Origin of the sequence: Natrialba sp. SSL1 (genome assembly GCF_001861355.1) — an archaeon.
In the GTDB taxonomy this organism is placed as follows: Archaea; Halobacteriota; Halobacteria; order Halobacteriales; family Natrialbaceae; genus Natrialba.
On record NZ_MASN01000023.1, the window covers coordinates 1 to 23,874 of the forward strand.

General features: G+C 54.6%; 25 protein-coding genes and 2 pseudogenes. 17 read left to right on the plus strand and 10 right to left on the minus strand.

What is annotated here, in order from left to right:
- The 3 genes from BBD46_RS22925 to BBD46_RS06375 form a co-directional block, all read left to right on the plus strand.
- Positions 1-269: hypothetical protein (locus BBD46_RS22925; RefSeq protein ID WP_216094821.1), on the plus strand; the 269-nt coding region annotated here is incomplete at its 5' end.
- Positions 262-867: a restriction endonuclease gene (locus BBD46_RS06370; protein WP_071400906.1), complete on the plus strand. Its 606-nt coding sequence runs from the start codon at positions 262-264 to the stop codon at positions 865-867. The genes BBD46_RS22925 and BBD46_RS06370, both read left to right, overlap by 8 nt.
- A gap of 211 nt (positions 868-1,078) precedes the next feature.
- The gene (locus tag BBD46_RS06375; protein WP_253184514.1) at positions 1,079-1,675 is read left to right on the plus strand and encodes a hypothetical protein; all 597 of its coding nucleotides are present in this window, start codon (positions 1,079-1,081) and stop codon (positions 1,673-1,675) included.
- A gap of 129 nt (positions 1,676-1,804) precedes the next feature.
- Here the strand turns inward: BBD46_RS06375 and BBD46_RS06380 are convergent, their stop codons facing one another.
- Entirely contained in the window at positions 1,805-5,017 is a 3,213-nt protein-coding gene (locus tag BBD46_RS06380; protein WP_084777695.1) for an ion channel, read from the minus strand.
- A gap of 633 nt (positions 5,018-5,650) precedes the next feature.
- Here BBD46_RS06380 and BBD46_RS06385 point away from each other — a divergent pair.
- Entirely contained in the window at positions 5,651-7,447 is a 1,797-nt protein-coding gene (locus BBD46_RS06385) for an AAA family ATPase (protein ID WP_171908164.1), read from the plus strand.
- A 545-nt stretch (positions 7,448-7,992) separates the two neighbouring features.
- Positions 7,993-8,442 carry a transcriptional regulator gene (locus BBD46_RS06390; RefSeq protein ID WP_071400909.1) on the plus strand — a complete coding sequence of 150 codons (450 nt, stop codon included), beginning with the start codon at positions 7,993-7,995 and terminating at the stop codon, positions 8,440-8,442.
- 165 nt (positions 8,443-8,607) lie between these two features.
- On the opposite strand, the gene BBD46_RS23635 is transcribed toward BBD46_RS06390, so the two are convergent.
- On the minus strand, positions 8,608-8,751 hold the full coding sequence (locus BBD46_RS23635) for a DUF7563 family protein (RefSeq protein WP_420883932.1): 144 nt from the start codon (positions 8,749-8,751) through the stop codon (positions 8,608-8,610).
- 198 nt (positions 8,752-8,949) lie between these two features.
- Between BBD46_RS23635 and BBD46_RS23345 the strand changes: the two genes are divergently transcribed.
- Positions 8,950-9,075: a hypothetical protein gene (locus BBD46_RS23345; RefSeq protein ID WP_256374968.1), complete on the plus strand. Its 126-nt coding sequence runs from the start codon at positions 8,950-8,952 to the stop codon at positions 9,073-9,075.
- Positions 9,076-9,091: 16 nt separating this feature from the next.
- On the opposite strand, the gene BBD46_RS06395 is transcribed toward BBD46_RS23345, so the two are convergent.
- Positions 9,092-9,391 (minus strand): DUF7718 family protein, encoded by a 300-nt coding sequence (locus BBD46_RS06395; protein ID WP_139173527.1) that lies wholly within the window; start codon positions 9,389-9,391, stop codon positions 9,092-9,094.
- A 390-nt stretch (positions 9,392-9,781) separates the two neighbouring features.
- On the opposite strand from BBD46_RS06395, the gene BBD46_RS06400 reads away from it, so the two are divergent.
- A complete protein-coding gene (locus BBD46_RS06400) occupies positions 9,782-10,168 on the plus strand; it encodes a helix-turn-helix domain-containing protein (protein ID WP_084777697.1) in 387 nt (128 codons plus the stop codon).
- 368 nt (positions 10,169-10,536) lie between these two features.
- Here BBD46_RS06400 and BBD46_RS06405 read toward each other — a convergent pair whose 3' ends face one another.
- The gene (locus BBD46_RS06405) at positions 10,537-10,962 is read right to left on the minus strand and encodes a hypothetical protein (protein WP_071400911.1); all 426 of its coding nucleotides are present in this window, start codon (positions 10,960-10,962) and stop codon (positions 10,537-10,539) included.
- A complete protein-coding gene (locus tag BBD46_RS06410) occupies positions 10,959-11,564 on the minus strand; it encodes a site-specific integrase (protein WP_071400912.1) in 606 nt (201 codons plus the stop codon). Before BBD46_RS06410 ends, BBD46_RS06405 begins: the two co-directional genes overlap by 4 nt.
- Before the next feature lie 230 nt (positions 11,565-11,794).
- Between BBD46_RS06410 and BBD46_RS06415 the strand changes: the two genes are divergently transcribed.
- From BBD46_RS06415 to BBD46_RS06440, 5 genes are all read left to right on the plus strand, one after another.
- Positions 11,795-12,025, plus strand: a complete 231-nt coding sequence (locus tag BBD46_RS06415) for a hypothetical protein (RefSeq protein WP_071400913.1) — start codon at positions 11,795-11,797, stop codon at positions 12,023-12,025.
- A gap of 9 nt (positions 12,026-12,034) precedes the next feature.
- Positions 12,035-12,451, plus strand: coding sequence for a PIN domain-containing protein (locus BBD46_RS06420; RefSeq protein WP_071400914.1), 417 nt, complete (start codon positions 12,035-12,037; stop codon positions 12,449-12,451).
- Between the two features lie 712 nt (positions 12,452-13,163).
- Positions 13,164-13,439, plus strand: coding sequence for a hypothetical protein (locus tag BBD46_RS06430; RefSeq protein WP_071400916.1), 276 nt, complete (start codon positions 13,164-13,166; stop codon positions 13,437-13,439).
- Between the two features lie 99 nt (positions 13,440-13,538).
- Positions 13,539-14,288, plus strand: coding sequence for a helix-turn-helix domain-containing protein (locus BBD46_RS06435; RefSeq protein WP_071400917.1), 750 nt, complete (start codon positions 13,539-13,541; stop codon positions 14,286-14,288).
- Between the two features lie 71 nt (positions 14,289-14,359).
- A complete protein-coding gene (locus BBD46_RS06440; protein WP_071400918.1) occupies positions 14,360-16,264 on the plus strand; it encodes a heavy metal translocating P-type ATPase in 1,905 nt (634 codons plus the stop codon).
- 1,003 nt (positions 16,265-17,267) lie between these two features.
- On the opposite strand, the gene BBD46_RS06445 is transcribed toward BBD46_RS06440, so the two are convergent.
- The 4 genes and pseudogenes from BBD46_RS06445 to BBD46_RS06460 all read right to left on the minus strand — a co-directional run.
- Complete coding sequence (locus tag BBD46_RS06445) at positions 17,268-17,594, minus strand: type II toxin-antitoxin system VapC family toxin (protein ID WP_256374969.1); 327 nt, start codon at positions 17,592-17,594, stop codon at positions 17,268-17,270.
- Positions 17,591-18,826, minus strand: a complete 1,236-nt coding sequence (locus BBD46_RS06450) for an RNA-guided endonuclease InsQ/TnpB family protein (RefSeq protein WP_071400920.1) — start codon at positions 18,824-18,826, stop codon at positions 17,591-17,593. Before BBD46_RS06450 ends, BBD46_RS06445 begins: the two co-directional genes overlap by 4 nt.
- Before the next feature lie 253 nt (positions 18,827-19,079).
- On the minus strand, positions 19,080-19,415 hold the full coding sequence (locus BBD46_RS06455; RefSeq protein WP_071400921.1) for a winged helix-turn-helix domain-containing protein: 336 nt from the start codon (positions 19,413-19,415) through the stop codon (positions 19,080-19,082).
- Positions 19,416-19,696: 281 nt separating this feature from the next.
- Positions 19,697-20,071 (minus strand): annotated as a pseudogene (locus tag BBD46_RS06460) (IS5/IS1182 family transposase); the annotation flags it as partial.
- A 126-nt stretch (positions 20,072-20,197) separates the two neighbouring features.
- Here BBD46_RS06460 and BBD46_RS06465 point away from each other — a divergent pair.
- From BBD46_RS06465 to BBD46_RS23095, 4 genes are all read left to right on the plus strand, one after another.
- Complete coding sequence (locus BBD46_RS06465; protein ID WP_253184515.1) at positions 20,198-20,821, plus strand: winged helix-turn-helix domain-containing protein; 624 nt, start codon at positions 20,198-20,200, stop codon at positions 20,819-20,821.
- A 222-nt stretch (positions 20,822-21,043) separates the two neighbouring features.
- Positions 21,044-21,373: a toxin-antitoxin system TumE family protein gene (locus tag BBD46_RS06470; RefSeq protein WP_071400923.1), complete on the plus strand. Its 330-nt coding sequence runs from the start codon at positions 21,044-21,046 to the stop codon at positions 21,371-21,373.
- A gap of 2 nt (positions 21,374-21,375) precedes the next feature.
- Positions 21,376-21,801, plus strand: a complete 426-nt coding sequence (locus BBD46_RS06475) for a hypothetical protein (RefSeq protein ID WP_071400924.1) — start codon at positions 21,376-21,378, stop codon at positions 21,799-21,801.
- A gap of 246 nt (positions 21,802-22,047) precedes the next feature.
- Positions 22,048-22,248 carry a hypothetical protein gene (locus BBD46_RS23095; RefSeq protein ID WP_071400925.1) on the plus strand — a complete coding sequence of 67 codons (201 nt, stop codon included), beginning with the start codon at positions 22,048-22,050 and terminating at the stop codon, positions 22,246-22,248.
- Positions 22,249-22,256: 8 nt separating this feature from the next.
- On the opposite strand, the pseudogene BBD46_RS06485 reads toward BBD46_RS23095, so the two are convergent.
- Positions 22,257-22,481 (minus strand): annotated as a pseudogene (locus BBD46_RS06485) (hypothetical protein); the annotation flags it as partial.
- A 452-nt stretch (positions 22,482-22,933) separates the two neighbouring features.
- On the opposite strand from BBD46_RS06485, the gene BBD46_RS06490 reads away from it, so the two are divergent.
- A partial coding sequence (locus tag BBD46_RS06490; RefSeq protein WP_139173529.1) for a hypothetical protein occupies positions 22,934-23,874 on the plus strand: 941 nt, incomplete at its 3' end.

Here is a 23,874-nt window from a genome sequence, read left to right on the forward strand (position 1 = left end):
GGGCGTACGACGCCGGACTGACCACCGACTGGGGGCACTATGGCGAACCGATCTCAACGCTCCAAGGACGATGCACGGAGGTCACTCGCGCGGTCAGCGTTGATGAAGACCTCACAGCCCACCAGCGCAGACGCGCGCGCTTCCATCTCGGTCAGGCTACCCAGCAACTCGAGAGGCTTCGACCCGTCCTCGAACGCGAGTCTGGCGAGACAGCCACGGCCACACAGCAGGCGACATCGTCCCGAATTGAGGGTGAAACAAATGAGTAACCCAGAGCCACCCTCTCGAGAGAACACAGCGGGTCGTGGCCAGGGCCACGGCCAGTGGCTCGAGTACCAACTCGCTCGGGCACTCGGCCGATGGGGATATGAGACAGACCGAAACGTCTACGTCTTCAGCCAGGAAGTCGACGTCGTCGCCGTCCGAGGCGAAAAGGAAGGCAAACCCACTGACTGGCTCCTTGCCCAGTGCAAAGACTGGGAAACAACCCGGATTGACACGGAAGTCATCTATCGGCTCTGTCTGATGGCCTTTACCTGTCGAGCGATGCCTGTGCTGTGTCACACGAGTGAATTAACCGCGGACGCACGCCGTCTCGCACGCCACTGGGAGGTCCGTATCCTCACTCTCGATGATCTCCATCGCGGGTCGTTGCCAACACCGAACATCGCGGAACCGACCGCTGAATATGGGACCTACGAGACCCAGTATACTGCTCGCGAAGAGCGTGGATCGTTGCCACTGTTGTTCATGGGTGAACCGCGAAAGCAGTTCAGCTACGTCCCGGGATTTAGGCCGGATGGACGATCTCACGAGTACCGGCCACTGGACGATACCGATCACTCCGACGGTTCGGGGGGTGGCTAGCGCTACGAAGTCCTCCCGATACGCACAGGAACAGGTGCTGGCTCATTAAGGGAATCACGGGGGCCTCTTCGGGGCATCCTCTCCACACTCTTGTGAGATACACAGCGGCCCTCACAGCGACATCACCGTAGTCCCGAGGCCAACCATCTCCTGTTCTGTTCGCGTCGCTGTAACGCTTGTTCACCCGCCCATACGAAGTCACCTAGAATCCATGTCAAAGACAGACACGACGAGAGCACAGTTTGCAGACACACTCGAGTCCCTCACCGACCGCATCGATGAACTGGAAGCCAAACTCGAACAGAAAGACGACCGCATTGAACAACTAGAACAGGACCGGGATCGGCTCGAAGAACGAACGGCCACGCTGGAAGCGCGTGTCGCCGATCTCGACAATGAGTCTACTCGCCGCGAAAAAGTGGCTGAGGCAGCGCTGAACAAGGCGAGCGCGAACAAAGACCGTATCAGCGAGTTACAGTCACGCGAACTCGAGAAAGGCGCACACCTCCGCGAAGAAAACGTCGACGAACACGCCGTCGACGTTCCCGATGGTCGCCTCGAGCGGATCACGAAAGACGACGGCCAGCAGTACTTTCGATTACCTGAGCAGGCAGATCCGCTCGAGCGAGGCGAAGTCTCGCTTGCCTACACTCGATCTCTCGGAGCATCGAGTAGCCGTTCGCAAACAGACCGAACGCAAGAACGGCCTCGGGTACACTGTGCGACGTCTTGTACACCCCTCAGATGCCGGGATCCGGGAGTGAGAAAACGCCACGAGAGAGGCCTGGTGATTCTCTCGGAGAACTAATTCACAGCACGAGAACGGGTGTCTAAGGGGTGATTACCGGTAGGTGTGTCCCTCGAGTGATCGTCGGTGGTCACTATCTCATTGAACTCATGCGCACCGACAACGACTGAAGATATTTTCCTGAGGCTCTTATCGCGTCGCTCGGCGACCGAACACGAAGACAAGGATTGCTAACAGTATCACTCCAAAGGAAGTTTCCAGGACAGCAAGGATCTGCCCGATGGTATTGGTCGGTCTGAAGTCACCGTATCCCAGCGTCGTGAACGTGAGTGAGCTGAAATAGAGACTTTCCAGTAGCGTAGGGTCCCCACTGTGTTCGCCGACGTGTTCAATGAGATCGAACAACCAGTACATGACACCCCATACCAGAACGATGCCAGCTCCGGTCCCGAGTACCCGCCAGGGACTCTCCCCATATCGGGCAACCACAGTTGGTACGAGTGACCGAGCCGTCATCAACCACTGACGACCGCGTTTTTCGTCCTTTCCCCAGTATTGACGCAGGTGGACGTCCTTTCGGCCGATAAAACACTCGCTCGCTAGCCCGGGGAGGCTGTTGTCACGGGCCAATGTTTCGAGAGTCTCGTAGACTTCTGCGGCCTTCTCGAGATCGGTGTCCGCATCGTCGGTCCCGATGCCGATCCGGTTGTCGATGTGATTATACCTAGGGTCGTACCGACAGTAGGGCAGTGTTCCACCGCGCCACAGCGTCTTGAATCGACGAAACCGGCCCGATACCGGGGGCTCCCCACGGCCGAATATCATCGGTAGCGACCGCGCACGGGACACGACGTTGGTGTTCAGTCTTGCCTTGCTCGGCCAGAAGGTCGTCCGTCGGTTAACCCGGGCGTCGCCGAGTAGTGTGCCGTACAGTTTCGCCCCAACCAGACTCGCGTCCAGCAGTTCCGCCCGGTTAAGTTGCGCTCGTTCGAACGAAACCCCGGCCAGATCAGCCCCAACAAAGTTCACCTGCGACAGGTTTGTCCGGTCAAAAGTTGGGCTCCTGGATTCCCGTTCCGGCGGAAACCAGGTGTGAGTAAAATCCGTCCCTGCAGGGAGCGTTGCGTTTTCGAACGTGACGTGATCGGCGAACACGACCTCGAATCCCTCGTGATGGGCAGGAAAATACGAGTGGTCTCCTTTCTCGGAGGGGGGCTCGAGGAGTTCGTCCTCGTCGATAGCGGTCTGTCCGCCACGGAAGTCCGGCGGTTTGTGAAATGTTACGTCGGAGAAATCAAGGTTGCCACTGATCTGTGAGCCACCGTTGCTCGCCCCGAACACACACTCGTCGTGAAACTCGCTACCACTGAGCGACAGCGTCGCCGTTCGTTCGATCGATACGTCGATAAACCGGGTCCGGTCTTCGAACTTAGTATCCCGAAACGAACAGTCGTGGGCGATACTCGAACCACCGAAATCGATTCGTGCCCCAGCTATGAATTCTGCGTCTTCGAACTCAATGTTGCCGATGTCGCCGTCGGTCCGAAACGTCGCACCCTTGAACCACACGACACCATCGCCGTCAGTCCGAAACGTTGCACTCTTGAACCACACGTCACCGCCACCGCCTGTCTGAAACGTCGCACCTCCGAACCACACGTCACTACCGCTGTCGGTCCGGAACGTCGCACCCCTGAACCACACGTCACCGTCACCGACAGTCCGAAACGTCGCATCCCTGAACCACACGTCACCACCGCTGTCGGTCTGAAACCTTGCACCCCTGAACCGCACACCACCGCTGTCGGTCCGAAACGTCGCACCCCCGAACCCCACTTCACCGTCGTCGTCGGTCCGAAACGTCGTGTCGTTGAACCCCACATCACCGTCGCCGTCGGTCCGAAACGTGGCACCCCTGAACCACACGTCACCGTCGCCGTCGGTCCGAAACGTGGCACCCCTGAACCACACGTCACCGTCGCCGTCGGTCCGAAACGTGGCACCCCTGAACCACACGTCACCGTCGCCGTCGGTCCGAAACGTGGCACCCCTGAACCACACGTCACCGTCGCCGTCGGTCCGAAACGTGGCACCCCTGAACCACACGTCACCGTCGCCGTCGGTCCGAAACGTGGCACCCCTGAACCACACGTCACCGTCGCCGTCGGTCCGAAACGTCGCACCCCTGAAACCTACACCACCACCGCCGTCGGTCCGAAACATCGTGTCGTTGAACCACACGTCACCACCGCTGTCGGTCCGAAACATCGTGTCGTTGAACCACACGTCACCGTCACCGTTGGTCCGAAACGTCGCACCCCAGAACCTCATGACACCGTCACCGTTGGTCCGAAACGTCGCACCTTCGAACCCCACATCACCGTCGCCGTCAGTCCAAAATGTTGCATCCCCAAACCTCATGACACCGTCACCGTTGGTCCGAAACGTCGCACCTCCGAACTCCACGTCACCGTCGCCGTCGGTCCGAAACGTCGCACCTCCGAACCCCACGTCACCGTCGCCGTCAGTCCGAAACGTCGCACCCCCGAACCCCACGTCACCGTCGCCGCTAGTCCGAAACGTCGCACCCTTGAACCATACGATACCGTCGCCGTCGGTCCGAAACATCGTGTCGTTGAACCACACGTCACCGTCGCCGTCGGTCCGAAACATCGTGTCGTTGAACCACACGTCACCGTCGCCGTCGGTCCGAAACATCGTGTCGTTGAACCACACGTCACCGTCGCCGTCGGTCCGAAACATCGTGTCGTTGAACCACACGTCACCGTCGCCGTCGGTCCGAAACATCGTGTCGTTGAACCACACGTCACCGTCGCCGTCGGTCCGAAACATCGTGTCGTTGAACCACACGTCACCGTCGCCGTCGGTCTGAAACGTGGCACCCCAGAACCTCACGTCACCATCCCCATCGGTCTCGAATGTGGCTTGATGACACGATACTGGTTTATCACCTTCTGTAACAAACGCCACGTCCTCGAAATCGATAGTTTCACCCTTACCGTGGAACACTGCGTAATCGAACCTGATGTCGTACTCGTCAGTGGCCGCGATCGTTACTCCAGAGAGATCGACGGCGCCAAACGTGGCGCCGACGAACTGGCCCCGGTGCTCCGGCCGATCCTCGTTCGGTTTTTCGCCGGCATGTTCGAGCGCCTCTCGAATTGCCTCGCTCTCGTCGACCTCCTCGGGAAGATCCGCTGGATCAGTGTGGAAGACACAGCAATCCTCGCCGTCCAGCGATGGGTGTGGGCAGTGCCATTCGTCGATCTCCAAGCCGCCAAATTCTCGATCTGTGTCAAGGAAGAAGTCGTTGGGATCGTCACCGTGCCACGTTTCTGGCACTGATTTCTTCGCTGTATAGTCGCAAGTCCGATTACTCATTGTGAAGACCCTATGATAACACCAAGAAAAGAATTCTGATGCGCCATCATGTGTCTGGTGCTGTATTGATGGTTTAAGAGACGGAAGTGGGTATAGAAAAGAAATCGCTCGCTTTCAGACGAGTTCTCTGGGGTAGAATTCACCCCGGCTAACGCCATAGTCAGGTGGTCTAATTCTCACTTGGCAAGTACTGTTTAGCAGTAGGAGGTTTTCTGACAAATCAGAAGCTGTTGTGAACACACTATGGAATGTCTCGTAAAACCGCTCTCACCGGGCGCTGAAGCAAAGGGGGGAGTTGCACTCTCGGAAGCGTCGCTGGCGTCGATGTATCTTTCCCAGAACGATTGCGTCCTCGTAACAACTGATGATAATCGATCTGTGCTAGCGAGAGTAAGCGCAGCCGACGTCCCACACGAGGAAGCACCGGGAGTTGCACTTGATACCTACCACCGTGGCCAACTGGACGTCGCACCTGGCGACCGTGTACACATCGACCCAGCAGCACTGCCCGAGGCGACACACGCTACGGTTCGGATCCCCGACAGTCTCTACTTCCAGGGCCACTCACAGGATATCGAGTCGTTGGTTCGATCCCGACTTCGGAACCGTCCTGTCGTGAACGGGCATCCGACGATGATCGAACTCGAGCTTGAGGACATCAATATCGACCAACATCTTCCCGTTCGACCAACGGAACTAGGGCCAAGCGATCAGGCAGTCATCACTGACGAAACCGAGATCACGTTCGAGCAGGATGTATATATCTGGAGCCCGGCCCGACACAGCGAGCGTAGCGGTTCTGCATACGATGACGTCGGTGGCCTCTCCCGGGAGATCGAGCTACTTCGTGAGATGGTCGAGCTTCCGTTCGAACACCCGGAGCTGTTCGACCGGTTGAACATTGATCACCCGACTGGCGTGCTTCTGCACGGACCACCTGGAACAGGGAAGACGTTACTTGCGGAAGCCGTCGCCGAAACGCTCGATATTGAGTTTATCGCGCTTGATGCTCCCGAAATCATCTCCCAGTATCGAGGTGTTGCCCAAGAAGCGCTCCGAGATACGTTCGAGCGTGCACGTGAAAACGCCCCGGCAATCATTTTTATTGATGAAATCGATGCCATCGCACCGAAACGTGGGGATGGAGATACTCAGCAAAGTGATACTCAACTGGTCGCACAGTTGCTCACGCTCATGGACGGGTTCGACGCCGACGATGACGTGATCGTGATTGCCGCGACGAACCGAATCGATAGTCTCGATCAGGCACTTCGACGCGGCGGTCGCTTCGATCGCGAGATTGAAATCGGAGTCCCGGATGAAGACGAGCGACGGGATATCCTCGAGATTCACACGCAAGGAATGCCGCTGGATTCAGGTGTTGACCTCGAGGATTACGCGGGACGCACCCACGGATTCGTCGGTGCGGATTTAGAATCGCTTGTCACTGAAGCAGGGCTCCATGCTCTCGATCGAGTGAAACCAGAAATCGAGTCACACGATGATCACGTTCCACCATCAGTCCTCGAAACGATTCACGTCACAGTGCAGGATTTCGACCAGGGGTTGACAGCAGTTGAACCATCGTCAATGCGCGAGCATACTGTCGAAGTACCAGCTGTTGGGTGGGACGATATCGGTGGGTTAGCTGAAACAAAGGCTCAACTGCAGGAAGTTGCTCAATGGCCACTTAAATTTGGAGAAGCCTACCGAACACTAGATGTCGAACCCCCATCCGGCATACTATTACACGGTCCGCCAGGAACTGGGAAAACGTTGCTCGCAAAAGCAGTAGCCAACGAAATCGACAGTAACTTTCTGGCTGTCAATGGCCCCGAACTGATGAGCAAGTGGGTTGGTGAATCTGAAGGAAACGTCAAAGAAATCTTCGAGCAAGCACGGGCAAATGCACCGTGTGTACTGTTCTTCGACGAAATTGATGCGTTTCTGACTGAACGCGGGCAGGGTAGTGGGAATGCAGGCGAAGTATCCGATCGAATGGTCTCTCAGTACCTCTCAGAGATGGACGGGGTCGATACTCTCGAGAACGTGATTGTGATCGGGGCGACAAACCGCCTCGAATTACTTGATGAGGCGGTATTGCGGCCAGGGCGGTTTGACTACCAAATCAACGTCTCACTGCCCGATCGGCAAGCACGAGAGAAGATTTTCAAAGTACACACTCGTGATAAACCGACCTCGGAAGAGGTTAACCTCGGAACACTGGTTGAGCAGACAGAAGGGTGGTCCGGCGCAGAAATCGAATCGGTATGTAGAGAAGCAGCGATGGTCACTTTTCGGGAAGTTGCCACCAGTGCTCCAGATACTCAAATTGAGTCTGAGATTACGTCAGCGAAGATCGAACCAGCACACTTCTCCGAGGCGATGACCATTATGGAAGGGGGTTCTGTCACCGACCGAAGAAGCTAGAACGTGGTTCTCACCCTCAAAAGGGTTTTACCCCCCTCGTTTCCGCTCTAAACCTTCGTAAAACGACCCATATCTCTGATTTAGACTCTTTTTGTGATTTTCGCGTTGGTGTCCATCTCTGTCCGATTCAAGTCCAATCGAAGATCTTCTAAACTAATTTCGTCTGTCTCCGACCTTGGTGAATTCTGCTGTTGTTCTCCCACCACAACAACGATCTATTATGCACGTGTTGTTCTACATGGACAACACAGGTGCCCTGATGGCAGCAACGAAAATCTTCGAGGACGACGACGAATTCCAACTGGTGATCGCTAGGAAGCACTTGCCTGGGATGTCCCCAACAGCGACGAGTTCCCGGAAGGACTGAAGTATAGCTTTCAGTACCTCGGTCCAGCCGACGAGGAGATCCTCCGGGTACGACAACGCGAACGACGCCCACGACGTTGGGCGACACCACCGCCACCACTTCGGTGAGGTCGAAGGTATCGAATTCGAGGGCCTTCGATCACATATCGAGAAATTCCTCGAGGAGGTCGAAACCATCCATGAGCAAAAATTCGCCTGACCATTCGCACGAGCCACCAGCAGACGCCGAGTATCCCTCGACACTCCGCATCACGTCGACGCCATTCGAGGAGCACAAGGAGAGTGTGCTGGACCGCGCTGAGCGCTGGGAGCAGGGCGAAGCGGTTCCACACGTCGTCAACTTCCAGGACGCCAGCCGACTTCAGCGTGTCCTCACGCCACGTCGCCTCGAGCTAGTACGGAGTCTGATGGACGAGCCAGCCGAGAGTATTCGCGCCCTTGCCGACCGCCTCGATCGGGATGTCCGCCAGGTCCACGATGACCTTCAGATTCTGAGCGAATACCGAATCATCCACTTCCGTGAGGAGGGAAGTGCGAAGCAGCCCCACATTCCCTACGACACGATTAAGATTGAGGTCGAACTATCCAAGTCGATCGATGGAGCGTCCGAATCACCGGCATCCGCGTAGTGGGTGTTCTGGACACCTCTCTTCTAGGCTTGAACCCTATACTCTCGAGATCGGTAGGATCGACACCCACCTCGTCGAGAAAATCACGAACCGTTGCGGAATCGGCGTCACGGATCCGTTCATCCTCAGCGTGAACACCGGTGGAACCGCTAGGCGTTTCCTCAGTCATGCTCCTCGAGTTGCTTCACCGTTTACTATTTCTGTTGTCTTCATACACTCTCGACATCCGTGTACGTCGCCGTCGTTATCGCCGAAAACACGCTCGAACCGCGCCGTAACGTGCGATCCACAGTTTTGACATTCAGGCATGGTCGTATCTCCAGACACCCGCAGTGTCCGCTTGTTCGAGTCGGTCGTCCTCCTCAGCGCGTTGTTTGAATTCCTTGTACATACAATTAGCTGTCACTCCACGCCCGCGACTTCCTTTAGAAAATCAAGTTCCTGTCTGAGCTGGCGTACTTGACGGTCAGTGACAGCATCCTCCCCGAGCTACCCGGCGTCACGTCAATGGAATCCCCGCCAGTCGTGCGGGTGCTCGGAGGGTGGAAGAGCGTCGACGCGATGTTCGAGTGCCTGGTACTCCCAGACGACTTCCTCTTCTCGTGGCCGGTCACATTCGGCCCGGTCGCATAGGAAGCACTGTCTCCCCTTACTCGTTGTGTTGGATGTACCGGTCAGCGAACGTCTCCCAGTTCGCCAGTAGATACTGTTTCATCCGCTTGTACGTGTACCCGTCGTCCAGCCATACCTTCCGCTCTTCGTTGGTGTCGGGTGGAAGGTAGACCAAATCCATATGCGGTTGTCCGTGAGCGGTGTCCATACGAACAATCTCGATGTTCTCCTCAAGCGGGTGCGTCCCCTCTCGTACCAGCGTGACACCGTAGTTCTTCGCATCTTCGTCCGGGTCGTAGTCTTCCCCCTCGGATGGTTCGGGCTCGACGAAGCCCATTAGAAAGTAGTCGTCGCCACGGTATATATCAAGGTCGATTGACTCGAAACTATACATCTGTATTCACCAGTTCGTTCGCAAGAGTTCGATTAGACATCATATATCGGCTTAGATTCTCTTCGGGGTTCTCTGTCCAGTACACTACCGCCGACGCGCGCTTATCTTGAAGTGACAGTATCGTGGCGCAGGCCTGCGCTGCTGGCCGTTATAGTCGGATTGCTGTGGAGTGTGAGACAAATACTGCCCTCATTACTATGTTTATTTTCCAGACACTTAAAGTTTTCGGTATAATGCTATGCTTCACTGATCCTCGCTCGATACGTACGGTTGATGAATGAACGAAGCCTTTTTAATCGTTGCAATCCTAACAACGGTCAGGAGGATAGAATAATGCCTGAATTTGAAGACCGCCACTCCTCGATCCCTGATCCGAACGAGTTCGAACCCGGGGAGGCCGAAGTAGATTCTCGACTAGAGTTCCGGAGTTCTTTCTCGGAGGCACTGACGCAGCACGGCTTCCCCGACACACTCGTACTCGCTCGTGAACGAGCTGAGGATGTCTTCCACGACCGGCGCTTAGAGATCCTCGACTACCTGAAGGAACACAATCCTCACTCGGTTCGCGCGCTCGCTGACGAGCTGGGTTACGACAAAGGTGTCGTGAGCCGGGATCTCCAGAAACTCGCCAGTATCGATGTCATCGAGTATGTCGAAGAAGGTCGTGCAAAAGCTCCGCGGCTCAAGCACAACCATGTCGCTATCGAACCAGTCGTCTAGATGACGAACCGGCTGATACTACCTCACTTGTACTGAACGGTAACTACACGTGCGCACTGAACGCTTTCTCTCTAAGTGGTGGAATTTGTTCGCCACTCGTTGATGAGCGTTGGTGCGATTACCCCCACCCCAATAAGAACAGCTATCTGAACGACTGTACTTTCTGTAACGGTCGTTGAGGCATACGAGAGGGCAATCCCAAGTATCACAAAAACAGCCACAATTTGTGTTTCCTTGCTAATCATATCTCATAATTGTCCTGTTCCTCTAATAGTGTTTCGTCCATTAGATGACCTATACTGACCGCGAGTTTCGCGGTCAACTCTGAATAAGAAACCGTATTATCAACTATTGCTAGAGCCAAAGAGTCACACGTAGTCCGAAAACCAGTCGGGGGCACCCGTGTACTCTGCCCAGCAGCGCTTGTGACACGCCTCTCCCCGAGCGTTCGGTATCGCTCGATCCAGATCGACCATCTCCCCGCAGAGGTCACACTCCGCGCGGTGGCCCATCTGCCGCGTCTCGACGTCGAGGTCCTTCACCTCGACCCAGAGCTCGTGCAGTGTCCGGGACGTCAGCCGGACGAGTACCTTCTCGCGGTCGTCCTCGTTCCGCCGCTCGGGAGTGTACGTCAGCACCCAGTCCTGGCCTTCCTCGCCATCGCCGGCCGGTCCGAGGGAGATCGTCTGCGCGAGTTCATCTGGGACGTAGTGCCACTCGTTGTTGCGGAATCTCGGGTAGTGTCCGTCTGGTCGTGGGTTCTCGGGATCAACGTCGGGAGTTTCATCGCTCATGCTAGGTCTGCCTCCTCAAAAGCCTCATTGACGACCTCAGGGGTAGGTGCATTCAGGTACGGTTCGATTGCTTGGAACGAGTCCCAGCCGCCGACCTGCATCACGACCCGCGGATTCACCTGCTCGTCGACGAGGAGTCGCTGTGCAAATCGTCGACGGAGATCGTGTGAGGAAACGTGCGTGAAATCATCGTCGCCGGTTTCTTCGGCTGCGCGCTTAGCTGTGCGCTTCACAGCTGCCCGCACTCCCCGTTCAGTGAGATCGATCAACGGCTCGTTCCGCCCAATGTCCTCCGCGTTCTGGTACCGGTGGATGTCCCCTTCGACGTCTTTCGGGAGGTAGGGGTCTCGAGGCTTTCCAGTGCCGTTTGCGGTGTCTTTCCCCCGGGGTACACGTAGCCGATAATGGTCTCCGTCGTCGGTCCGCTTCACATGCTTCGGGAAGATTTGCGGGATCTCGAATGCACGAAGGCCGACATACCCGCCAAGTTGGATGATGAGATCGTCGCGATGACTCGCCGCTGCTCGCCGCAACTCTTCGAGTTCACGGTCGGTCATCCAGACTTTGAATTCGTCTTCTTTCGCTGTCGCTTCCAGCCGCATGTAGATTCCTAAAACAAGGTTGCACAAATAGGTGTGGGCTGCTGCCGGGATCGGCCCAATTCAGGGGGAGAATTAGCCGTTCGCTTCCGACTTATAGGACAAGTCGGCACTCAACAATCTCTACAGAGAAAGCAAGGCGAGTGCCTCGGGGCTTGACCCCGAGGCGGTTCACGACACAACGTTGGGATGCACCGAAAGACACAGTATTCTGTATCCACATAGATTCCTGTATGCCCAGCATCACGGTCAACGTGGACGACAACCTCAAAGAGCGAATGGAACGGCACCCGGAGATCAACTGGAGTGAAGTCACGCGACAGGCCATCCAGGAGAAGATTGAGGCGCTCGAAATGATGGACGAACTCACCAGTGAGAGCGACCTCACTGAGCGCGATGTTCAGGAAATTGCCGATAAGATCAACGAACGTGGACGCAAGCGCGTCGAAGAAGAATCGGCGTAGAATCGACGAATGAAGCTGGTCATTGACGCCAACGTCGTCATCTCTGCGCTCATCGCTGATTCGAAGACGCGGGAGCTCATCGTTACACTCGAACCAGATCTCTTGACGCCTGCGTTTGTCCACGACGAAGTTGAGAACTACGAAGATCTGATCGTGGAGAAATCCGGAATGGAACCAGATCGAGTGGAACAGTTTATCGACCTCCTGTTCCAGTACATCGAAGTTGTCCCTGCCGACGACTTCTATCCGGCTATCGAGAGGGCAGACGCAGCAATCGGAGACACTGACCCCGATGACGTCTTGTACCTCGCTTGCGCGATCGCCAGCGAGGGGGCCCTCTGGAGCGACGATTCTGACTTTGACAAACAGGACCTAGTCGATACGTACTCGACGAGTGATGTGATCAACTCGTTTGACACGCTTTAATAGCGACGGTTAGTTCGAACACTGTTCGCTGGGTGTCGTGAGTCGGAGCTCAGTCTCGACTTCGTAGAAATACCCACGGTTGAGCAGCCGGCTATTAGTCAAGTCGTCATTTGGCGGACTCCCCGATACAACATCGGAGTTCGTAGGAGACCTTACTACGCTATCCGCTGAATCGGTCAGTACAGGGCGCGAATGTGGCATGGGTCGAAGGCTGATCCAGAGGAATCGTAGCACTTCAGGATAGGTGGAAGACAACCTCTTTCAGAGAATTTCATCTATATGTCCACACAATACTATAGTGACGTTTGGTGAAGTAGGAGCCAATGCCCGATGGAGAGCGCAAACGGCGAATTGCCAGATGTCGCTCTTGCAGTTCCGCCTACGCTGTTACCGTCTGGACTGATGGAACAATTTGACCAATCGGACGACCTTGCTGTGATTGTGGATCAACTGAATTTGAAGTTCTCGATGATTCTATTACTCTCGAAGAGGAGTCCGTTGATTGATTACGCGAATCGGTAAGTACAGGGCACGTATTCAGCATGGATTGCGTTAAGCTAGTGTCGGGTCAAATTGCTCAGTACAGGATGAGGACTTATCACGACGAGCAGTAGATCTCGGGATCCACAAACCAGTCTGACTCCGTCTTTTAATCTCCCCGGTTGGAATAAAACAACTGAACTCCTTTCACTCCATCCCACTAAAGCAGGGTATGGAAGACGACAATGTACGTGTCTGGTTGGTCGAACGGACGTACTCTGACGACGAACAAAATCTGATCATTCTCGTCTACGCTACTCCGGACGGAGAACAATATTTCAGGAAAGAACGTGCACTCACGAGCTTCACTGACGTACGCGATACGACCGCAGCACTGGATGTTGACCCAGGTAATTTGGGCACTGTTGATGATGAAGCCGAACGAGAGCGGTACGCTGCTGAAGCCACTCGAATGGCCGAAACCCACAAACCAGACGACGCGATTTAACGCTCCTGCACGCATTCACACCTCAACTCAAAGACAACGGACGGCCCATACCGGGTAGAAGTCCGGCGTATTTTATCGATGGGAACCCTACGACGGAGCATGAGAGAACTCGTCTTTGCCCTCGATTACGACCCAGGGCAGAACACGCTCGCGGATACGCTGGCTGACTTTCCTGACGCTCGGGTTCGGTCGCTTTCTCTTCACGCCACAGTAGACAGCCTCTGGCGCGTTGACCATACAACTGGGTCACCGGATGCCCTCTCAGCAATCAAAGACGCGTTTCTCACGGCCGATTATTACGCAGACTGTCTCGCAACTGAACCATGTGGGGCTGAGTCCGAGACACAGATTCTCGATCAGACAGACGACACGCTCGTCCTTTACACATACTGGCAACGAACACCGGTTTGTGTCTCAATCCCACATCTCGCACTTGAACACCTTGGTGACGGGCTCCTCTTTGAAACACAGCACGTACAGCATAGACACACTTGGCGAGTCATTCATCCAGAGGACGCCAACATCCACGGGTTCTTCGATGCATTACACGCGGAACTCTCATCCGATGTCGATGTGGAAATCGTCCGTCTTACGGGGCTCTCATCATCCACTACTGCCACGTTCACGGCTGAGGAGGGAACGTTAACCCGTGAACAACGCGAGGCGCTGACTGCTGCTGCTGAACATGGGTATTACGAAACGCCTCGGGGGATCGATCTTGGTGAACTTGCTGAGAAACTGGATGTGCCGCGGTCAACGCTTACGTACCGCGTGCGACGGGCTGAGGCAGAAATCATCAAGCAGTTCACGGATCACGATCCGGTAACGGACTCGGTGCCGACCTCGTGATTGGTATACTCTAACCAGTTTTAGAGTATTCCAAACCAATCCTTATTCTGTCAGTCCACTTCTCTCCTGACATGAGAGATTCGGACGATCCGGAGGAAAGCCACGCGCAGTGGAGCGGGCCGTGGTACCGCTTCCCGCCAATTCGAAATGCGCTCATCGCAGCTGTCATCGCTATTCTCACATTCGGACTCAGTCTCTTCAACTACCTCCCACCGTTGGCCGAAAATAGCCTGTATGCCGTAGCGATGGTACTCGGCGGCTTCCACTGGGCTCAAGAAGGATTCGAAGAGTTGGTTGGAGAGTACGAGATCGATATTGAGATTCTGATGTTAGCCGCCACCGGCGGTGCGGTAGCCCTGGGGTTATGGGAGGAAGCAGCGTTCCTCGCCATCCTCTACGGTGCTGCGGAAGGCGTCGAAGAATACACGTTCGCCCGAACGCGTGCTTCGATCCGAAGTCTGCTCGATCTTGCGCCCGAAGAAGCGCGTCTCACCACGGGCGGGAACACAGAGATGATCCCAGCACGAGAACTCGACATCGGTGACATGTTCCGCGTCAAGCCCGGCGAATCCATCCCTACAGATGGTCGTGTTATCGATGGCCGTTCCGCGGTTAATCAGGCAGCGGTCACCGGCGAATCCACAGCCGTCGATAAGCAAGAAGGCGATCAGGTGTTTGCTGGCACCGTCAACCAAGAAGGTGCCCTTGATATTGAAGCGACCACCACCTTCGAGGACAACACGCTCTCGAAGATGATCCATCTCGTCGAAGAGGCGCAAGAAGAAAAAGGGAAGTCGCAGTTGTTCATCGAGAAGTTTGGTAGTGTCTACTCCCCGATTGTTCTCCTAGTGGCTCTTGGACTCATGGTCTCACCGTTCGTAATTGGCCTGCCGGACTACTGGACGAGACGCGCGATCGTACTGCTCGTCGCCGCGGCACCGTGCGCTCTAGTGATGTCTATGCCGATCGCAATCGCATCCGGCATTGGGCGAGCAGGCCGCGAAGGCGTACTCGTCAAAGGCGGGATTCACCTCGAAAACCTCGGGAAAATTGAAGCCATCGCATTCGACAAAACGGGGACCCTTACGCGAGGTGAACCGGTGGTAACAGATGTCGTTGCACTCGAAGGAACCGAAGACGACGTGATCAGACAAGCAGCGAGTGTTGAACAGTACTCCGAACATCACCTTGCCGAGGCGATCATGGACGCTGCGGCTGAGCGCGGACTCGAACAGACCGAGGTGTCCGAATTCAGTTCGATCACTGGGTACGGTGCGCAAGCTCAACTCATGGAGGAAACGGTCTACGTGGGAAAACCTGGGTTGTTCGACCGATTCGAGGTTGACGTAGAAGGGATTTCCGACGCCGAAACGCTACGAAACGAGGGGAAGACCGTCGTGCTTGTCGGAACACGAGACCGAGTCATGGGTATAATCGCCCTCCGCGATGAACCACGGCCGGAAGCAAAGGAAGTCATCAGCGACCTTCACGAAAGAGGAGTTGAAGTCCTCATGCTCACAGGTGACAACGAGGAAACAGCGCAGGCAATCGCGTCTGAACTCGGGATTGACGATGTCCGAGCGGATCTGAAACCGGAAGAGAAGGTCGAGGCGGTCAAAGACCTCACGACGAAGTACGAGGCGGTCGGGATGGCGGGCGACGGGATTAACGACGCTCCGGCACTGGCCCAAGCCACGGTCGGGATTGCTATGGGGACCGCAGGAACAGATGCTGCGATTGAGGCAGCAGACATTGCCTTAATGGCGGACGACATTACGAAGGTGTCATACGCGTTGTCGCTCGGGCAGCGAGCACAGCAGATCAGCCGGCAGAACATCGTGTTCTCGTTACTCGTGTTGGCCGTGCTCATTCCCGGTGCATTACTTGGATTGCTCGGTATCGCCGTTGCTGTAGTCGCGCATGAAGGATCTGAACTACTGGCCATTGGAAACGGACTACGAGTGAGACAGGGATAATCAAAACAACTACTCATTGACTTTGTTGAAATCCATAGAATCTGTCTTCGGTTGATACTGGAGTCTCAACTGAGTTCACTCTTAGGCTCAAGCAGTTCCAAACGCTCTATGTAAATTACGACGGATGCTTCCCTGGGTCAAGGAAGTAATACTCAGTATACAAGTCTGCAGAATGACCGATATTCTTATTTTGCAGATTATTTTGGGCTGAACGACATGGTCGGTACGCACGTGTAGTGTTCAGTAGATTCACGTGACCAATTCTCTAAAGAAGAGGATTTCAACAGGGCCAACTAATCTATAACACTCGTAATAACCATCCCGTTTGACAGTATTCCTTCCAAAACATGTCAACCGATACACTCTGATACCCCTCCCCCCGCTTACAATACTCGGACAACCACTTCTTTGCAGTGTGTCATACAATAGCTCTCAATTTCGAAGAGATACGCTGATTGGCCCATGCCCCAGCAGTCAATAACACGTCTACAGACCGGATAGTTCAGCTACATCTGTCTGATCTCTTTCCCATACTGATCGTTCTATACAAGCTCCCAGAATTTGGCCTAAAGTGAGACTTTCTATAAACTAACCACCACAGTGCAAAATCTACACACCACTTTGGGAACTGTGGCTTCCCATGGGAACTCTCAGTTCCCATTCTGACGGGGAGGATGAGGTTGAGTCGCTGTGCTCACTAGCCAAGACACCTTGTTCGAAATGAAAGGGGTATCTTCGAAATGAGGACTCCACATTCGAAATGAATTGCCCTAGCAGCCGTTCTGAATTCGGCTGCCATATTTCAGGTAGCCAGTGTACGACTTCAAAGGGCGTGAAATCGAGCCTACAAATTTGAATCCACTGCTAGTGACTGATCACCTTGTCGATCGGGTGCATCAACGATGTATTGCGGAATGTCGTCTGGTGGTTCTGGCTTCGGTGGCGACTCCATCTTAACCAACACTACGGGTCGTGACGTCGCAAATGTTGGTTAAGGGTTGGATCAGACACCACCGATATCATCCGGAACAACGGTGAAACCAAGAGTGCGGAAATCACTCCGGTCGAACGTGAATACGTGATCGATACCACGATCAACAGCGAGGACTGCACTCGAGTGATCAACAAACGAAATCTGCTGATCATCGTACTCGGCAAACCGTTCACAGCTTCGATCAAACGCACTCCCACCAACTGGAAGAACGTTGAAGGTGCTGGCTTTTCGAATGGTGTCAAGTGCGTTCACTGCCGCTCGGTGACCGACTTTCCGAAGCATGAGTGTCGCGAGTTCAGAGAGGACGCAGCGACTCGTGAATCGCCTCGGGGTCAAGCCCCGAGGCTTCCCGTTTCCACGACGCGCTTTGCAGACACACGCTGAAAGTCAGGTGTGTCCGTAGGGAGCGCAGTCTCCACGGGCGTATCTTCGGGCCATCCCAGCCCTAGTTCAGAAAAGCCGCGTTGCAGGACGTTCATCGCCGCGTTCGTGTCCCTGTCCGTCTCGAATCCGCACGACGGACAGGAGTGTTCCCGTACCCAGATGGGCTTCGCTGTCTCCACACCACACGACGCACATTCTTTGGTGGTGCCTCGCGCTTCGACCTGCACAACGTGACAACCGTACAACTCTGCCTTGTAGTCGAGGAGTGTGATGAACTGTCGCCACGCCGCATCCTGCTTGTTACGGGCGTTGTGCGACTGTTCGAGCATCCCCTTCACGTTCAAGTCCTCGACGAATACAGCGTCGTACTCGCGGACGAGCCACGTCGTGAGTTTGTGCTGGTAGTCCAGCACCTTCCGACGAATGTGTCGCTTGACTTTGGCGACCTGCTTGCGTTGTTTCTCGTAGTTGTTCGAGTCCTGTTCCTTCCGCGAGAGTTTGCGTTGTTCGCGGCGAAGACGCTCGTACTCGTCTTCGAGGTCGAGCCAATCCACAGTCTTGCCGTCCGAGGTGTGGATGTAGTTGAGGATACCGAGGTCAATCCCAACGCTGTTGCTCGCATCCAGTGAGTCTACGTCGGGTTTCTCGGGTAGGCTATCATCGTCGGTTTCGAGGCCGAAGGAGACGAACCAGTCGCCGGTAGTCTCTTTCCTGACTGTGACTTCTTTGATGTCCGCTTCGTCAGGGATTTCGCGGTGGTAGCGGAGTTTGATGTCACCGATTTTGGAGAGCCAGAGTGTCGCGTGTCGGCCACTCGTGTTTTTGAGTTCGAAGCCAGACTGCGAAAACGTCATGCTCTGAAACTCCCTCGGAGACTTCCACTTGAGCTTTCCGACCTTCCGACCGTTCTCTTTCTGGTCTTTGAGGTTCGAGAGGTTGTCGTAGAACCGTGTGACGGTTCGTTGCAGAGCCTTCGAGTTGACCTCTGTGAAGACAGGGAACTCATCTTTCCAACCGGGGAGTCGGTAGTGGTGTTTGTACGCGGAGCCGATGTCGTCGGCGTCAACGTGAGTGTATTCGTACAGGGTGTAGTTGTATGCTTGGCGATGAACGTCGATGTGATAGTCCAGTCGCTCCGCTACCTGTTGTGTCGGGTAGGCGGGGTAGCGGTGACTGTACTCCATCGCTGTCTCTAGATTAGCGATATGTTTACTTAATGGTTTGTTTCGCTGCCTGTCGGATTCAACCCCGGGGTCAAGCCCCGGGGCATTCTCCTATACCGCCTGTAAACAACGGATCAAATTGGAGATCGCCCGAACGGATCCCATCGAAGACAGCAGTTGAACGCTCATGCTCTGCAGCCCGCTCGTTGAATCTGGCGAAGAAGGCAGCAGTATCGATGAATAATGGCTCTGGTGTAGTTACCATTTCAGACTTCTAGCTGTAGAGGACATCGTCGATATCCTCAGCACTCATTTCCTCGCCGGCGTAGGTCTCCGTCTCCCAGAAGGCATCGTCGGGATCAACACGCTGGACAACGTGTGTATCCTCTTCTAGACTCCAGACGAGCGATGTCCCAATCTTCTTGCAGCTAACTTTTCCCTGGTCCTCGAGCCGGCGGAGTCGCTTGTCGGCGTTCTGCCGTGTAACACCAACCTCTTCAGCAATCTCCGACGTACCAGCCGGCTCCCGGTTAGCGACGGCTGCAAGATACTTCTGGTCGTCATGCTCGGCCTGGAAGTACCCACGGTCGTCACGGTCGTTTTCGCTCATACCTACGAGTATTCTCTCGAGCATCTTAACGGTTTGCTCGGTAGCAAGCCGTAAACAGTTTGAGGCGTAAGTAGTATCGAAATGATCTGCTCCACCAATGACACCCTCCGGTCTCGACGTCCACCAATGACAGATGTCGAGATCAGCGAATGGGAGAATTCTTAACCAACATGATACAGAAGAGGTTGTGAATGTTGGTTAAGCCGGGTGGGGGACAAGCCCCATCAGATACTCCTTGAACGAACAGTTCGGCTCGTGACGATATTCACTTCGATGAAAATCGAGGCGTGACTGCGGTCGAATCCCGAAGCATCAATCCCCCCAACGCCGTTGGTCGGAAGCAGTGAAACAAAGAGATTGAGCAGCACTCGCCAGACAGCCATATCGAGTCTATCGAACGCTTTGCACAGTGTTGATGGGGCAGGCAGTTCAGTGAGAGTGATCGCGTTCCGAATACGGGGCATTTCGATGAGTTCATCGAGGAGTGTTCGATACGTTGTGTCCTTTCGAACTTTGAGACACAGGAGAACGATGTGCTGATGGAGTGTGTAGCGTTGGTTCGAGAACTTCGAGGAGGAACGAGCTACAGCACGTTGGGCTAACTGAAATGCTTCCTCGACAAATCGGAGCAACCGGGACTTTGGGAGGGACTGCATCTGCTCAAACTACCGGCTGAACCTGTAACTCACTAAGGATTTCAACAGAGCCGGCACGGAGGATGTCATAGCGTCTCATATCCGTAGCAAACGTTTATGGTTTCTAGTTTCGTAACTCTACACAAGATGAGCTACGATACGGAACACGTGCGAAACGCGGGTGGCACTCCGGGGATGATCACCGGAATCCCTACGTTCGCAGAATTACTCGAGAACCCATCCCTTGCTAGCCTCTATACATCGATTCGGCGGTCAGCGACTGCCACGGGGCCTGAACTCGTCGAATCAACAGCCGTCTCGAAGAAGACTGTATACGACTATCTCCGTAAGCTGGAGCAGGCAGGCCTGATCAGCAAGGTCGGTGACGATGGCGGGACCACCGTGTACACCGCTGAAGAGTTCGAGTTGACAGTGACGGTCCGGGAGACGGAAGTCTCGATTACACCCGAACTTATCGAAGTGATCGGACAGAAGGACCAGTATCCAGCGATTGAGCGGGTTCTCGAAGAGCACGGCATCGTCACGTTCGCACTCGCATACGATCTCGTGAAAGCACACAATAAGGGGGATGTCACAATCCGGCAGATCGCGAGCCTCACAGACCTTTCACCTGGAACTACGTATGATCTCGTCGAAGCCCTCTATTCGATTCTCAATCTCGGCGACGATGAGTCGGGCCCGACGACGTACACTCCGGATGATTTCGACGAGGACGAAGGCGATCTCCTCGGGAAATACACCGACCAGTAGTCTGAGTACCGAGGATGTACACTGCGAACATTGCGACCACGGTAATTAATTCATCCTGCGGCTAAAGCCGCAGGTATTCTCCTTGCTTTGTATAAATCACAGAGAAAACGATTCTGCTAGGAGTCATTCCAATCACCAACTACGAACAAGGCGACGATTTAGCACTACCCTTGGGTTTCATCCCAAGGGCTATACCCTTGGGGACCATACCAACAGGTAGAGATGGGCGAGGTCACCACACTCTACAACCAAGATTTCGTCGGGACGATGCTCCGTGAGGTCATCGTCATCTATGCGACGTCGGATGTCGAAACGTTCCCGTCTGGATACAAATACCGGATGCACCTCGGGACCGTCGATGGCCTCGAACTTCTCCGATACGACAACAGCCACTCGAAGACGATTGGCCACGAAAAACACGTCGCTACGGGACACACCAAAGACGTCGACTTCCCTGGAATCGAAGCACTACTCGTCGAATTCTGGAGTGAAGCCGACCAGTATTGGACTGCCGACGACGTCGAACCACCTCGTCCATATACCAACGACTGACCATGACTACACTCGAAATCACGATCAAACCCCTTGACGATGTTCGCAGCGAAGCGTTAGATGTTGCACAAGCGATCGACGACCCCGATCAAGAACCAGAGGCGTGGGGTGATCGCCGTGTCATCTCCTTCCCGTCGTACGATGTGATGACAACTCACCTATCCGCCACTCGGCTCGAGCTCGTCCGGGCGATCGCGAAACACGACCCCGATAGTGTTCGTGAGACTGCCGAACTTGTCGACCGAGACGTTGGGGACGTGTCGCGCGATCTGCAGCGACTTAGCGGGCTGGAGATCGTTGAGATGGACGACGGTGGGACAGGTATGCCTTCAAAACCATCCGTTCCATACGAACGAATCGAGTTCAATATCGACTACCCGCTGGCTGACGACGATATCGACACCGACGCGACGGCCAGTGCAGACTGATGCCATTCATTTGGCACGCTCCGGTGGCTCTTTTAGGTCTGCCAAAAGGAATATGGTGGCGTGAGCGAACGTGCTACTTGCGAGGGAGTGCGATCTGTCGTTGCCACCAACGGGACCGGACGAGACATCACCCTCGCAGACCGATTACCGCTGCACCAGGGAGTCAGGGGGCTCCCTGACTTGCTATCGGTTTCTACGTACCGCGAGTGCTGACGTTTTTACGCGAAGCCGCACCCAACATCGGCGATATCCAGTGACCAACGTAGAGACGACCTCCTGTCCGCACTTGCATTGACCGAGCTTTCTGTCCACTACGAGGAAGTCGATTCCGATCTCTCACGAAGAGCTTGGCAGCTGGCCGCCGATCGCCTCGTCGAGCATGACGTTGAGCCGAGAGGCGTCGTCGACGAACTCGGGATTGGTGAGTGCACGCCCCGAAACGATTAGTCTGGATACGACATCGTAGCCTTTGCCGGAACGTCGTCCGGAAGATCATCTGGCCGGGCCTCGATGTCGTCCTCATTAGACTCTTCCTCGAGACGAGCTTCGCGTTCCTTGTGTTCGGCCAACGCTTCGGCGTAGCGGGCAATGTCCTGAAGCCGGTCTGGGGAGGACTCGTTGAGACTGTTGACGAACTCCGTAGCGAGGTCAGCCGGTGGGGTTGGTGGTTCGTAGGACATTATCGCTCCTTGTATTAACCAACATGTGCCTCCAATCCAAAGTTTTGTTGGTTAACTTAGTCGCTCTTAGAGCATGTCATACAATGGTTCTCAACAATCTGCAAGATACATAGCGCGTCCCTTCCACTATATGCTCTAGTCGGCGTATCTGTAGATTAGGTAGGCTCCCTGAATGGATTAATATCATAAGCAAGAGGCCACATATAGAACTCAAGCAAATGCCATGCCCCGACTGTGAACAAACACTTGTCTACCACGACAAAAAAGACATCCTCTACTGCCCGACGTGCCTCCGACTCCCTGTCGCTGACTTAGACTGGATCAAACAGCAAGCCTCTAACATTCAACGCCAGTACCTCAATCACGATGACTTACTTCCCCTCTTAGAGGAATACAGCATGTTCCGGGTAATTGGCACACTCACATTCGAGCTCAATAAGGGAGCTGCTGGTATGATCACCGACAATCGGCTATCGGTGGCGAAATTTTTCCATTCTCTCCCAGTAATAATATCAGTATACGAGAATTCAGACCGATTTAATGACCGCTTCGATCCGCGAAACGCCCACGTGCAGGAAGAACTCCACGAGAGAGTCGAAGCATTTCTCAACGAAGCTACTGAGCTAATAACGGTCCTGAACCAAGTCCAAGAGAGGTTTTGTATTCCAATTGAACTGACCCCCGTTCACGGATCGTGGAAAGATTTCTTTGCGAATTTTCTGCTCCCCCATTCCGAATATTGGGTTTGCTCAGAGCGGTGTCTGAAAGCGAACATCGGAGCAAGAGAGGAAATCCGAGAGGATTTCATGCTGAAGGAGGTAATCTTCCGGTCGTTCGATCGACCAGAGAAGGACGAAATAGATAGTGTCCAAGACTGGGCCGATCACTGGTACGGTCTTCAGGTCAGTCTCGGATTCACCTCAGCACTTGACGAGACTGTGGGTGATGCATTCACTACTGATTTCCCCGATTCAGTAACGATATTTGACTTGGAAGATCTTCTCGATAAAATGACTGAGGCAACTCAATCGACAATCGCGGAAGCTGAACCAGGTGACTTTCGTGCCGTTAGTATTCCCGAGCACAAGTTTGATGATATCGGTGAAGAGGTGTTCGGGGATTCATGGGATGATGTTAAGCCATCAATCACGCTCAGCTCGGAAAACACGGATGCTCATCCGCTGTTTTTCAAGATATCCGGGACGAAAGCGATGGAGGTCAGGAGCGGGCGTAGGACGTGGAAGGTTCCTCTTAATCGGATCGTGTACCCGGATCAGTTCTCTCAATTGATCAAAATGCAATTGTTCCCGTTCCTCGAAAACGGGGATTTAGAAAAAAGGTATGTGTTTAGCCCGAAGGCTCAACAACCGGTACAGCGTGACGCCTTGAGATC

Coding starts and splice junctions, on each gene's coding strand:
- BBD46_RS06410 (WP_071400912.1), bottom strand. CDS start 11,564: ATGCGGCTGGAAGCGACAGCGAAAGAAGACGAATTCAAAGTCTGGATG.
- BBD46_RS06390 (WP_071400909.1), top strand. CDS start 7,993: ATGAGCAAAAATTCGCCTGACCATTCGCACGAGCCACCAGCAGACGCC.
- BBD46_RS06450 (WP_071400920.1), bottom strand. CDS start 18,826: ATGGAGTACAGTCACCGCTACCCCGCCTACCCGACACAACAGGTAGCG.
- BBD46_RS23345 (WP_256374968.1), top strand. CDS start 8,950: ATGGAATCCCCGCCAGTCGTGCGGGTGCTCGGAGGGTGGAAGAGCGTC.
- BBD46_RS06400 (WP_084777697.1), top strand. CDS start 9,782: ATGCCTGAATTTGAAGACCGCCACTCCTCGATCCCTGATCCGAACGAG.
- BBD46_RS06405 (WP_071400911.1), bottom strand. CDS start 10,962: ATGAGCGATGAAACTCCCGACGTTGATCCCGAGAACCCACGACCAGAC.
- BBD46_RS06395 (WP_139173527.1), bottom strand. CDS start 9,391: ATGGGCTTCGTCGAGCCCGAACCATCCGAGGGGGAAGACTACGACCCG.
- BBD46_RS06370 (WP_071400906.1), top strand. CDS start 262: ATGAGTAACCCAGAGCCACCCTCTCGAGAGAACACAGCGGGTCGTGGC.
- BBD46_RS23635 (WP_420883932.1), bottom strand. CDS start 8,751: ATGCCTGAATGTCAAAACTGTGGATCGCACGTTACGGCGCGGTTCGAG.
- BBD46_RS06435 (WP_071400917.1), top strand. CDS start 13,539: ATGAGAGAACTCGTCTTTGCCCTCGATTACGACCCAGGGCAGAACACG.
- BBD46_RS06475 (WP_071400924.1), top strand. CDS start 21,376: ATGACTACACTCGAAATCACGATCAAACCCCTTGACGATGTTCGCAGC.
- BBD46_RS06380 (WP_084777695.1), bottom strand. CDS start 5,017: ATGAGTAATCGGACTTGCGACTATACAGCGAAGAAATCAGTGCCAGAA.
- BBD46_RS06385 (WP_171908164.1), top strand. CDS start 5,651: ATGATCGAACTCGAGCTTGAGGACATCAATATCGACCAACATCTTCCC.
- BBD46_RS06440 (WP_071400918.1), top strand. CDS start 14,360: ATGAGAGATTCGGACGATCCGGAGGAAAGCCACGCGCAGTGGAGCGGG.
- BBD46_RS06430 (WP_071400916.1), top strand. CDS start 13,164: ATGGAAGACGACAATGTACGTGTCTGGTTGGTCGAACGGACGTACTCT.
- BBD46_RS06465 (WP_253184515.1), top strand. CDS start 20,198: ATGAGCTACGATACGGAACACGTGCGAAACGCGGGTGGCACTCCGGGG.
- BBD46_RS06470 (WP_071400923.1), top strand. CDS start 21,044: ATGGGCGAGGTCACCACACTCTACAACCAAGATTTCGTCGGGACGATG.
- BBD46_RS06420 (WP_071400914.1), top strand. CDS start 12,035: ATGAAGCTGGTCATTGACGCCAACGTCGTCATCTCTGCGCTCATCGCT.
- BBD46_RS06415 (WP_071400913.1), top strand. CDS start 11,795: ATGCCCAGCATCACGGTCAACGTGGACGACAACCTCAAAGAGCGAATG.
- BBD46_RS06455 (WP_071400921.1), bottom strand. CDS start 19,415: ATGAGCGAAAACGACCGTGACGACCGTGGGTACTTCCAGGCCGAGCAT.
- BBD46_RS06375 (WP_253184514.1), top strand. CDS start 1,079: ATGTCAAAGACAGACACGACGAGAGCACAGTTTGCAGACACACTCGAG.